Genomic DNA, 10,979 nt, shown 5'->3' on the forward strand with positions numbered 1-10,979 from the left:
GATGTAACCGGTGCTGATCCGCGAGACCCCATGCGTGGAGGAGTTGTTGGTGCCCTTGTCGTTGGTGGCACCGTTCCACGGACCCGCCTCACCCTCACCGGAGACACCGGTGACATCGGCGGTGACCGTGCCCGAGACCCACGCGGTGCGGCCGGCACCGTTGGCGGCAAGCGACGGCGAGATCAGGACACTCTCACCGGTACGCCCCACGACCACACCCGGCCCGGCCTTCTGCCCATCCGGCAGCGGCACAAACGTGTCGGCATGCGCCGCACCGGTCGACATCAGGCCGATCGCCACGGCCGCGGCAGCACCGACACCGGCAATACGGAACTTGCTCATCGAATCCCCTTCATCGGCCGCGGCCAGGGACGCGCGGCACCAACCCACATGGAAATGATTTCCAGAAACTTAGGGAGGGTGGCGGCCCGATGTCAAATGTGCTTCCGGGGAAGGGGTTTCGTGCGGATGGATGCGCACATGCGCACTATACACTTTGACAATCATTTGCAATAAGGCTGATGCTGACCGACATGACCAAGACCTCAACTCCTCGTGTTCGCGCCGTGGCGGCATCCGCCGTCCTCGCGACCGCCGTGCTCGCCGGCTGCTCGTCCGGGATCGCCCCTCACGAGCAGGCCGCCGCGGCCGGAGAATCCGAAACCGCTGCGCCGGTGGAGGCTTCGGGCGCGACACCCCGCCTGGCGGTGTCCTATGACGGTGGCGTGCTGGTGCTCGACGCCCACAGTCTCGCGGTGGTCGGGCAGGTGCCGGTCGACGGCTTCACCCGGCTGAACCCCGCGGGAGACGGCAGGCACGTCCTCGTCACGTCCGGTGGCGCCTTCGAGGTACTCGATGCCGGGACCTGGTCCGAGCCGCATGGCGACCACGCACATCACTACACCGCGCCCCCGGCGCTCACCGGCACCGAGTTCGCCGCGAACAAGCCCGGTCACGTGGTCCGGCATGCCGGTCGCACCGCGCTGTTCCACGACGGGTCGGGGCTGGTCGAGATGTTTGATCCGCACGAGCTGGCGGGCGGGAAACCGGCGGTGGACAGCCATACGACCGCCGTGCCGCACCACGGGGTTGCGGTGGAACTGGAGAACGGCGGACTGATCACCACGCTCGGCGACGAGAAGGTCCGCACCGGCATCGTCGTCCTCGACCGGGAGCGCCGGGAGGTCACCCGCAACGAACAGTGCCCCGGCGTGCACGGCGAGGCCGCGGCCGCGAACGGGGTCGTCGTGTTCGGGTGCCAGGACGGGGTGCTCGTCTACCGTGACGGCGCGGTCACGAAGATCTCGAGCCCGGACGCCTACGGCCGGATCGGCAACCAGGCAGGCGCGGACACCTCCGACGTGGTGCTGGGTGACTACAAGACGGACCGCGACGCCGAACTCGAACGACCGCAGCGAGTGATGCTGGTCAACACGACGACCGCCGCGATGACGCCCGTCGACCTCGGCACCAGCTACACCTTCCGGTCCCTCGGCCGCGGCCCGCGCGGCGAGGCGCTGGTGTTGGGCACCGACGGCATCCTGCACGTGATCGACCAGAACACGGGGGCTGTCATCAACCGGATACCGGTGCTCGGTGCCTGGTCCGAGCCGGAGAAGTGGCAGTCGCCGCGGCCGGCCCTGTTCGTCGACGGCGGCACGGCCTACGTCAGCGACCCGGCCGCGAGGTCGATCCATGCGATCGACCTCGCGGCCGGTGTCGTGGTCCGTTCGGCGGCCCTGCCGCAGTCGCCGATCGAGCTCACCGGCGTCGGCGGCTAGCGGTACCGCCGGCCGCCGCGCGGTCGGTCAGCCCGCCGCTACCCAGCTGTCCGGGCCGAACACCTCGTAGTGGATGTGCTCGGCCGGGACCTGGCGTTCCATCAGCGTCTCGCGGACGGACAGCATGAACGGCAGCGGCCCGCACAGGTAGACCTGGGTGCCCGGCTCGATCCAGATGGCGGACAGGTCCGCCCGGCCGAGGTGCGTGGTGTCACCCGCGTCCCGCGTGCCCAGGTCCTCGTACCACCGGTGCATCATCGCGAACGGGATCCGCTGCACGAGCTCGGCCAGCTCCGCCCGGTGCGCGTGCTGGGCGGGGGAGCGGTCCGCGTGCAGCACGGAGACCGGGCGCGGGTCGCGGGTGGCGGCGAGGTGGTTGAGCATCCCGATCATCGGGGTGCAGCCGATCCCGGCGGACACCAGCAGCAGGGGAGCGTCGTCGTCCTCGAGGACCAGGTCGCCGAACGGCAGCGACACCGATACCTCGTCGCCCTCGAAAAGGTTGCGGTACAGATGGTTCGAGACCTCACCGGCCGGAGCCGCGGAGCCGTCGGGCAGCATCTGCGCCGGGACCGCCTTGACGCTGATCTGCCACTCGGACTCCGACGGTGCGCCGACCAGGCTGTACTGCCGGATCTGGCGGGCGCCGTCAGGCAGTCGGACGCCGACGGAGACGTACTGTCCCGGCCGGTACGCGGGCAGGGGTTGGCCGTCGACCGGCTCGAGGATGAAGGTGACGGTGTCCGCGGACTGGAGGACGCGCCGGCCCACCACCATCCGGCGCCAGACGTCGCCTGCCTCGACCCCGGACGCGGAGTAGAGGTCCGCCTCGAGTCCGATCAGGGTGTCGGCCATCAGCCAGTAGACCTCGTCCCAGGCGGCCGCGACCTCCGGGGTGACGGCATCGCCGAGGACCTCCACGATCGCCTGGAAGAGGTACTTGTGCACGATCACGTACTGGTCCGCGGTGATTCCGAGTGAGGCGTGCTTGTTCGCGATCCGCGACATGATCAGTTCCGTGCGCGGGGCGTCGGGGCTGACCTGCAGCGCCGCGAACGCGGCGATCGCGCCTGCGAGGGCCTTCTGCTGTTGGCCCTGCTTCTGGTTGCCCCGATTGAACAGATCGCGTTCGAGTTCGGGGTGGGCGGCGAACATCTTCGGATAGAAGAGGGCGGTGATGTCCTCGATGGCAGCGCCCACGGCGGGGAGGGTCGCCTTGATGACTTCGGTGGATGCGGGGGAGAGGGTCATGACCCGACGGTATTTAACTTGCATCTGAGATGCCAGTATTGTGACGCACTCCACTACGATGCGTAGTAGGTCGTCTACCTGTGGGTTCTCCGGTGTCTCAGGCCGCGTCCGGCAGGTCCGCGAGGCAGGACGCGGCGTGTGCGGCCAGGAACAGGTCGGCGTCCTCGTCATGGCCGGTGGTGGTCAGCAGCTCGGCGAGGATGTGGGCCTGGCGGAGGTTCGCGGCCCGCGCGACGGCCTCGAGGAAGTCGCGATCCGTGAAGAGGTCCGCAGTGTCGTCTGCGCGCTGGAGGATCATGCAGAGGTCGGTCATCTCGGGCTCCGATCGGTGTGCGGATCCGGCGGGGTGTCCGGCGGTTCGGGTTCTTCCGATATACCGATGGTGGCGGAGATCTGTGAGCGCACCGTGTGCGCTCCTTGGCAATTCGCTAAGGGTTGGGTGGGCCGGTCCGCTCCCAGGCGGACAGGCGCCGCTCACTCACGAAGCGTCTCGGCTCGCCTGTGTGTGGGTCGGCGAATTCGACCGAGCGGGCCAGGAGTTGCAGCGGGTTCGAATAGTCCTCCGGCGCAACGTCATACAGCAGTGGATAGAAGTTGTCGCCGATGATCGGGATGCCGAGTGAGTTCAGGTGAACCCGCAGTTGGTGCATCTTCCCGGTCCTCGGCAGCAGCCGATAGCGGGCCAGGTCGCCGCGGGCCTCGAGCAGCTCGATGCGGGTGTGGGCGTTCGGTTCTCCCGGTGCCTCGATGCACTGGAGCATGCCGCGTTCCTTCACGATGCGGCTGTGCACGGTCCGCGGCAGCGTCAGTTCCGGGTCGAATCCGGCGATCGCCTCGTACTCCTTGGTCACCAGTCGCTGTTCGAACAACAGTTGGTACGCGCGCCTGGCCTCCTGCCGGACCGTGAACACCAGCACGCCCGCGGTCACGCGGTCCAGCCGATGCGCGGGGGTGAGCTCGGGAAGATCCAGGTCGCGGCGCAGCCGGACCAGCGCCGACTCCACGATGTGCCTGCCCCGCGGCGTGCTGGCCAGAAAGTGTGGCTTGTCCACGACCAGCAGGTCCCGATCCCGGTGCAGGATCTCGATCTCGAACGGCACCCGGGTCTCGGCAGGAGGGTCGCGGTAGAGGTACACGAACGAACGGGGTGCGAACGCGGTCGAGGCGGTGACCGGGATCCCGTCCCCGCCCACCACCTCGGCCAGCGCGACCTTCTCCCGCAACCGCGCCGCATCGTCGGGGAACCGGGCGAGCAGATACTCCATCACCGTGCTCCATGGGCCGCGCTCGGGCAGCCTCAGCCGGGTGGGGTTGAGGCCGTCGCGAACGGGGAGCGGGGCGGCGGACACCCCTCGGAGGGTAGGCGGTCGCGCGGTGCAGGGCCAGGATCGGCCGGCTAGGGGGCCTCGACCCGGACGGACCGTCCCTCGCGTGCCGAGCGGCGAATCGCATCCAGCACAGCCTGTCCCGCGACGCCGTCGTGGAAGGTCGCCGCCGCGGGCTCGTTCGGGTCGGGGGCCTGCCCGAGGATGCGCCTGCGGAACGCGTCGGCGAGCCGGGCGTACGGGGCGCGATCCAGCCCGGTCGAGTGCATCCAGTCGTAGGTGGTCTGGAAGAGATCGTGCGGCGGCGGCTGCGGGGCCGGGTTGGTCAGGTCGGCGGGCATCGGAACCTCGTGCTCGCCGGTAGCGTCGGCGTGAAACACCCTGTCGCCGTTGATCGACAGGGTGCCGAGCGTGCCTGCGATGCGGGTGGTCATCAGTAGCGACCCCCATGCGCCGACCGTGCTCTGCAGCACACCGTCGACGCCGGTCGTGGTGCGGAAGTGCACGGTGAAGGAGTCCTCAGCGCTCTGGCCACGGTCGGCGACGACAGGGAGTCCGGCGCTGACCGTCTCGAACTCGCCAAGGGTGCTGCGGATCTGGTCGATCATGTGGGTGCCCTGCGCGCCGAGCCAGCCGCCGCCGCTGCTCGCATCGGTCCACCAGCCGGGCGCCTCACTGCCCTCGGCGGCGAACAGCGGCAGGTGCATGAGGAACGTGGCGAGGCGCGGGTCCCCGATCGCGCCGCTGCGGATCTGCCGGGACAGCAGCGCCTGGGGGCTCGCGTACCGGAACTCGGTGCCGACCATGTGGACGACGCCGGACTTCTCGGCGGCGTCCAGCATCGCCCTTGCCTCGGTCAGGTCCGCCGCGAACGGCTTCTCGCACACCACGTGCAGGCCGCGCTCGGCGGCCTCGACGGCCAGTGCCGCATGGGTGTGCGGGGGCGTCGCGATGGTGACGGCGTCGATGTCCGCGACCGAGAGGGCCTCGTCGAGGGAGGTCGCTGCGTGCGGTATCCCCATGCGCTCGGCACGGTCCGCGGTGCGGGCCGGGTCGCGGCCGACGAGCGCGCGGACCTCGAACCCGGCATCCCGGAACGCCGGTACGTGGGTGATGCATCCGAAGCCGGTCCCGATTACGGCCAGCCCAAGTGTCTTGTCCGTCACGCTGTTCCTGCCTGATTCTGCTCGGAGACATTGAAATTGAGATACGGTCCAGCACGTTAGTGTGCCGCTGTCGGGGGCGGTGTGGGATCCGACTACACAGGAGTTCCGTATGACCCGACGCTCTGGTGCATGTCTTCTGACGCTCGCCGCCGTGGGGGCGCTGATGCTGCCCGGGATCGCGGCCGCGGACACGGTGGACGGTGGTGGCGGTGGCTGGGGGCCGTTGACGGTCGGCGGCGCCACCCAGGCCTTCACCGGCACGATGACACTCGGTGGCGGTTTCCCCGCGGCAACCTTCGCCAGCGACTCCCGAGCCCCGGTGCAGATCCCCTCCGGTGCCGGGACCTATCTCAACGCGAACACCCCGGTGGGCGCGAAGTACGGGTCGAGCCAGGGCAAGGGCTACATCAACCTGCACCCGAAGGCCGACAACGCGACATCGCCGTCGACCACCACGTACACCTTCGACTCCGCGACCCCGACCGCCGGCTGGACCTTCGTCCTCGGCGACATCGACGCGGACAGCGTCGTCGTCTCGGCGACCGACGCGACGGGGGCTGCGGTCCCGGCTGCCGGGCTCGGGTTCAAGGGGGCCTTCAACTATTGCGGGGGAAGCCCGGCACCGTGTCCGGCGGACGCGGACGTGCCGACCTGGAACGGCGCGGGCGAATTGATCGGCAACGCGGGGGCGAGCGACACGTCCGGTGCCGCGGCCTGGTTCGAGCCGACGTCAGCCCTCAAGACGCTGACCTTCACCTACTACCAGCGCTCGGGTCTGCCGGTGTATCAGACCTGGTTCGCCTCGCTTGCCAATGACGTCTCCGGCACGGTCACCGGGTGCCCGGGCGCCGCGGGGGCGCCGTCGGGCGGGGCGCCCGTGAAGCTGATCGGCCCAGGAGGCAGCGAGGTCGCGGCCACGGTGACCGCGCCTGACGGGACCTATTCGTTCACGAACTACACCGCCGCACCGGGCTACAAGGTCGAGGCCACCGCCGCCGCGGACTGCGTTCTCGACGCGACGAGCAAGCCGGCCGATCTCGGTGCGGGCGATGTCACCGGCCTGAATTTCGTCGCGACGCCGAAGGCGGTCGATCCCGATCCCGAGCCCTGCGACCAGGCCGCGGCCGGCAGCGCCGGTAGCTCGGTCAGCGCAGGCAGTTCGGGCAGCTCCGACCGGTGTGGGAACGGCTCCGGGTCCGGCTCGGGTCCGATCCTGAACCTGCTCGAATCGGGCAGTTCGGGCGGTACGGCCGGCGGCAGCACGATCACCAGCGGCATGCAGTAGCCGCCGAGATCTGCTGGGTTTGAGGAATATTCGCGGAATCAGCCTGAACGGACGTCCGTATATGTAGGGTCTCGCGCATCGAGAGCCGGCACCGCCATGGGGCCGGATGTGATGACACAGGAGTACGAATGACTCGGCGTTCTATCGCGTGCCTGTTCCTCGTCGGCGCAGGGCTTATGGCCGCACCGGCGGTCGCCAGTGCGACCCCGACCCCGACCCCGCCCCCGGCGCAGACGTGCACCGACACGAACCACAACGGCACGACCGACGACGAGGACTGCGGCGGCGGATCGAGCGGCCTGGACCTCGCCGCCCTGTTCGCATCCTTGACCACGGGCGCCAACAGCGGCCAGAAGTAGCACAGCGGCACCACGGGTGCGGGCGCGGATCCATCGGATCCGCGCCCGCCCTCGTCGTAAGCTGGGGTGATGGTGAAGTGGACCGCACAGGACATTGCTGATCAGCAGGGCCGCACCTTCGTGGTGACCGGCGCAAACAGCGGGTTGGGTGAGGTCGCGGCGCGCGCCCTGGGAGCGGCAGGCGCCTCCGTGATCCTGGCCTGTCGCAACGTCGACAAGGGGGGTGCTGTTGCCGCCCAAATCGGGGAGAACGCACAGGTGCGGCGCCTCGACCTGGCCGACCTGTCCTCGGTGCGCGAATTCGCCGCAGGCGTCGAGAAGGTCGACGTGTTGATCAACAACGCGGGTGTGATGGCCGTGCCGAAGGGCACCACCGCCGACGGGTTCGAGACACAGTTCGGCACCAACCACCTGGGTCACTTCGCGTTGACGGGGCTGCTGCTCGACCGGATCACCGATCGCGTCGTCACGATGTCGAGCCTCTTTCACCGGCTCGGCAGCATCGATCTCGACGACCCGAACTACCAGCGCCGCACCTACCGCCGCTGGCCGGCGTACGGACAGTCGAAGTTGGCCAATCTGATGTTCGCGTACGAGCTCGACCGCCGATTGACCCAGTCGGGATCGAGCGTGAAATCCGTTGCTGCTCACCCCGGTTACGCGTCCACCGGCCTGCAGGGGCACACCGAGTCCGTCTGGGACCGGCTGATGGGCATCGGCAACCTGATGGCACAGAGCGCGGAGATGGGCGCCCTGCCCGAGCTCTACGCCGCGACGGCCGCAGACGTGTCGGGTGGCACCTACTTCGGGCCGGACGGGCCCTTCGAACAGCGCGGCTACCCGAAGGTGGTCGGCTCCTCCTCGAAGTCGCGGGACAATACGGTGGCCCGGGCGTTGTGGGGCGAGTCCGAGCGGCTCACCGGCGTCACCTACTCATTCGGAAGCTGAGCACACACACATGACCATTCGCCGACTGAACCATGCCGTTCTGTTCGTGTCCGACCTCGCGCGCAGCCTGGCCTTCTACCAGGACGTGCTCGGATTCCGTCCGCTGCCAGGGGGATTCCCGGGCGCGGCCTTCCTGCAGGCCGCGAACTCGGCCAACGATCACGACCTGGGTCTGTTCCAGAGCCCGAGCGGTCCGAGCCGTGCCCGCCAGGGCGACGTCGGGCTCTACCACCTCGCATGGGAGGTGGGCACCCTCACCGACCTGGCGTCGATGCGCGAGAACCTCATCGAGGCGGGGGCGCTGACCGGTGCGAGCAATCACGGGTCGACCAAGGCCCTGTACGCGCGTGACCCGGACGGCATCGAGTTCGAGGTGTGCTGGCTCGTTCCTGACGACCGAGTGGAGGAGGAGCTGGTGCCGGGCATGCCGCCCACCCGCCCCCTCGACATCGACGGCGAGATCGAGAGGTACGGGCCGGACACTCCGAGCGGTCCGCGCACCGATCCCGCTGTGTAGGAACGGATCTTCGCCCGCCGGTCCTGAGCTCCTGGCCGGTGCGGCCTAGTCGTCGGCCCCCGCCACCACGAGGGTGACCTCGATGTTGCCGCGGGTGGCGTTCGAGTACGGGCAGACCTGGTGAGCCTTCGCCGTCAGGTCCTCGGCCTCGGCGCGTGCAAGGTGCGGTAGCGACACCTCGAGGGTGACCTCGAGGCCGAATCCGCCGCCGTCGAGCGGGCCGATGCCGACCCGGGCACCGACCGCCGAGTCGGCGACATTCGCCTTGGCCTGGCGGGCTACCAGCTGCAGCGCGGAGTGGAAGCAGGCCGCGTAGCCGGCAGCGAACAGCTGCTCGGGGTTGGTGCCGTCGCCGGTGCCGCCCATCGCGGTCGGGATGGCGAGATCGAAGTCGAGCCTGCCGTCCGAGGAACGGGCGTGGCCGTTGCGTCCATCGCCGGTGGCAAGGGCTTCTGCGGTGTAGAGCGCCTTCATCTGTTTCTCCTTGGGGTGGGTGGGGAACGGGTTGGTCGGGCTCAGTGTCGGGTGCTGTCCTGTAATGCGCGGGTGACCCGGACCAGGGCCTCCCGGAGGGCTGTCAGCTCGGACTCGGACATTCCGGTGGAACCGGCGAGCCGGCGTGGGATGTCCCGTGCGCGGCCGCGCAGGGCCGCGCCGGTGTCGGTCAGGTGGATCTCGACACGGCGCTCGTCGGTGCTCAGGCGCCTGCGCTCGATGAGTCCAAGGCCTTCGAGCCGCTTGAGCAGGGGCGAGAGGGTGCCGGTGTCCAGGCCGAGCTCCGCGCAGATCTCGCGGACCCCGAGGCCGTCACGTTCCCAGAGCGTCAGCATCACCAGGTACTGCGGGTAGGTGAGGCCGAGATCCTCCAGGAGTGGGCGATACGCCGCGGTGGCGGCGCGCGAGGCCGAGTAGAGGGCGAAGCACACCTGGCGGTCGAGGGCGAGGTCGTCGGTCACGAGACTGAAGGTAGTGCACGGTTAAGTTGTGCACAACCAAGTGTGACGCGGCTCAAAGCGACCCTCGGAATGTCGGTGGCCGCGCGGACGCGACTCGGGTATCGTTCGCGTCCGCAGTAGTCGTCCGACCGAGGAGGTGAGACCGGTGTTCGTTGTGGCAACCCGGGTGCTCTCACCGTGTGCGGTCCGACCGGCGTAGGTGATCGCGAGAGCGCCCATCGGCATTCCGAAAGGCGTTCCCATGTCTGCTATCTCATCGCTGTGCCCGCAATCCATCATCGTCGCCCGGCTGCGCGCCGCCGGCTGCGTCTTCGCGGAGGACGAGGCGCGCCTGCTCGCCGCCGCCGCCGCGACCCCCGACGAGCTCGCGGCCATGGTGGACCGCCGCGTCGCCGGCCTGCCCCTCGAACAGATCCTCGGCTGGGCCGAGTTCTGCGGGCTGCGAATCGCCGTGGACCCCGGGGTCTTCGTGCCCCGTAGGCGCACCGAGTTCCTCGCCCGCCAGGCGACCGCCGTCGCGCACGGCCAGGCGGTCGTCGTCGATCTCTGTTGCGGGTCCGGCGCGGTGGGCGCCGCGCTGACCGCGGCCAGGGCTGACATCGAACTGCACGCAGTCGACGTCGATCCGGCGGCCGTCCGATGCGCGCGTCGCAATGCCGCGGAGGCCAGGGTGTACGAGGGCAATCTCTACGATCCGCTGCCCCGGTCCCTGCGCGGGCGGGTCGACGTCCTGGTGGCCAACGCGCCCTACGTGCCGACTGGCGCTATCGGGATGCTGCCACCGGAGGCCCGCGACCACGAGCCGATGGTGGCGCTCGACGGTGGTACCGACGGTGTCGACATCCAGCGCAGGGTCGCCGCCGAAGCCACCCGCTGGCTCGCGCCGGGCGGGCACCTGTTGATCGAGACGAGCGACCGGCAGGCACCGTTGACGCTCGACGCCTTCGTTCGCGGTGGACTGACCCCCCGGGTCGCTCGGTCGGACGAGACCGGCGCCACCGTCGTGATCGGAACCAGGCGCCCCGACTGAGGGTGCGAGGGTTCGGTCTCGTCGTCGGTGCTCGATCGTATGGTCGGCACGGCGGGCGGAGCAGCCCGCGGATCAGGAGGAGTGAGGAATGGGGACTTGGGGTTCGGGACCGTTCGAGAACGACGGTGCGCTCGACCTGCTCGCGGCGCTTCGGGCCGGTGACTTCGACATCGACGACTTTTGCAGGCATGCCGACGAGGAGTACCTCGAGTCGCACGAGGCGGAGGCCGCCATCGCGCTTGCGGAGGTCGTCGCGGTGGCACACGGACTCCGGCCCGCACCTCAGCAGTTCGACGGCATCGATGCCGCGACGTATGTCGGGTCCCTGACCCCGGAGCAGCGTGCCTGGATCGTCACGACG

Annotated in this window: 14 protein-coding genes; 7 read left to right on the forward strand and 7 right to left on the reverse strand. The window is 69.4% G+C overall.

Going from position 1 to position 10,979, the window contains the following annotated elements:
* On the reverse strand, nt 1-342 hold a 342-nt coding region (locus BR31_RS0124685; RefSeq protein ID WP_037178278.1), incomplete at its 3' end, for an MspA family porin.
* A gap of 191 nt (nt 343-533) precedes the next feature.
* Between BR31_RS0124685 and aztD the strand changes: the two genes are divergently transcribed.
* Entirely contained in the window at nt 534-1,781 is a 1,248-nt protein-coding gene (gene aztD / locus BR31_RS0124690; RefSeq protein ID WP_027503304.1) for a zinc metallochaperone AztD, read from the forward strand.
* Between the two features lie 27 nt (nt 1,782-1,808).
* On the opposite strand, the gene BR31_RS0124695 is transcribed toward aztD, so the two are convergent.
* The 4 genes from BR31_RS0124695 to BR31_RS0124710 form a co-directional block, all read right to left on the reverse strand.
* Complete coding sequence (locus BR31_RS0124695; protein WP_027503305.1) at nt 1,809-3,032, reverse strand: globin domain-containing protein; 1,224 nt, start codon at nt 3,030-3,032, stop codon at nt 1,809-1,811.
* Nucleotides 3,033-3,129: 97 nt separating this feature from the next.
* A complete protein-coding gene (locus BR31_RS0124700) occupies nt 3,130-3,345 on the reverse strand; it encodes a hypothetical protein (RefSeq protein WP_027503306.1) in 216 nt (71 codons plus the stop codon).
* A gap of 115 nt (nt 3,346-3,460) precedes the next feature.
* On the reverse strand, nt 3,461-4,381 hold the full coding sequence (locus BR31_RS0124705; RefSeq protein ID WP_027503307.1) for a pseudouridine synthase: 921 nt from the start codon (nt 4,379-4,381) through the stop codon (nt 3,461-3,463).
* A 47-nt stretch (nt 4,382-4,428) separates the two neighbouring features.
* Nucleotides 4,429-5,523, reverse strand: coding sequence for a Gfo/Idh/MocA family protein (locus BR31_RS0124710; protein WP_027503308.1), 1,095 nt, complete (start codon nt 5,521-5,523; stop codon nt 4,429-4,431).
* A gap of 109 nt (nt 5,524-5,632) precedes the next feature.
* Here BR31_RS0124710 and BR31_RS30045 point away from each other — a divergent pair, with 109 nt between their 5' ends.
* From BR31_RS30045 to BR31_RS0124730, 4 genes are all read left to right on the forward strand, one after another.
* Nucleotides 5,633-6,808, forward strand: coding sequence for a hypothetical protein (locus BR31_RS30045; protein WP_156042619.1), 1,176 nt, complete (start codon nt 5,633-5,635; stop codon nt 6,806-6,808).
* 128 nt (nt 6,809-6,936) lie between these two features.
* The gene (locus tag BR31_RS0124720) at nt 6,937-7,167 is read left to right on the forward strand and encodes a hypothetical protein (RefSeq protein ID WP_156042620.1); all 231 of its coding nucleotides are present in this window, start codon (nt 6,937-6,939) and stop codon (nt 7,165-7,167) included.
* Nucleotides 7,168-7,236: 69 nt separating this feature from the next.
* Nucleotides 7,237-8,115, forward strand: coding sequence for an oxidoreductase (locus BR31_RS0124725; RefSeq protein ID WP_027503311.1), 879 nt, complete (start codon nt 7,237-7,239; stop codon nt 8,113-8,115).
* Nucleotides 8,116-8,125: 10 nt separating this feature from the next.
* A complete protein-coding gene (locus tag BR31_RS0124730; protein ID WP_027503312.1) occupies nt 8,126-8,632 on the forward strand; it encodes a VOC family protein in 507 nt (168 codons plus the stop codon).
* 45 nt (nt 8,633-8,677) lie between these two features.
* Here the strand turns inward: BR31_RS0124730 and BR31_RS0124735 are convergent, their stop codons facing one another.
* Entirely contained in the window at nt 8,678-9,106 is a 429-nt protein-coding gene (locus tag BR31_RS0124735) for an organic hydroperoxide resistance protein (protein WP_027503313.1), read from the reverse strand.
* Nucleotides 9,107-9,147: 41 nt separating this feature from the next.
* Entirely contained in the window at nt 9,148-9,588 is a 441-nt protein-coding gene (locus BR31_RS0124740; protein WP_027503314.1) for a MarR family winged helix-turn-helix transcriptional regulator, read from the reverse strand.
* Between the two features lie 241 nt (nt 9,589-9,829).
* Here BR31_RS0124740 and BR31_RS0124745 point away from each other — a divergent pair, with 241 nt between their 5' ends.
* Together BR31_RS0124745 and BR31_RS0124750 are read left to right on the forward strand one after the other, a co-directional pair.
* Entirely contained in the window at nt 9,830-10,618 is a 789-nt protein-coding gene (locus BR31_RS0124745; RefSeq protein WP_037178275.1) for a putative protein N(5)-glutamine methyltransferase, read from the forward strand.
* Between the two features lie 88 nt (nt 10,619-10,706).
* A partial coding sequence (locus BR31_RS0124750; protein ID WP_027503316.1) for a DUF4259 domain-containing protein occupies nt 10,707-10,979 on the forward strand: 273 nt, incomplete at its 3' end.

The organism is Rhodococcus sp. UNC363MFTsu5.1 (assembly GCF_000686785.1).
In the GTDB taxonomy this organism is placed as follows: domain Bacteria; phylum Actinomycetota; class Actinomycetes; order Mycobacteriales; family Mycobacteriaceae; genus Rhodococcus_G; species Rhodococcus_G maanshanensis.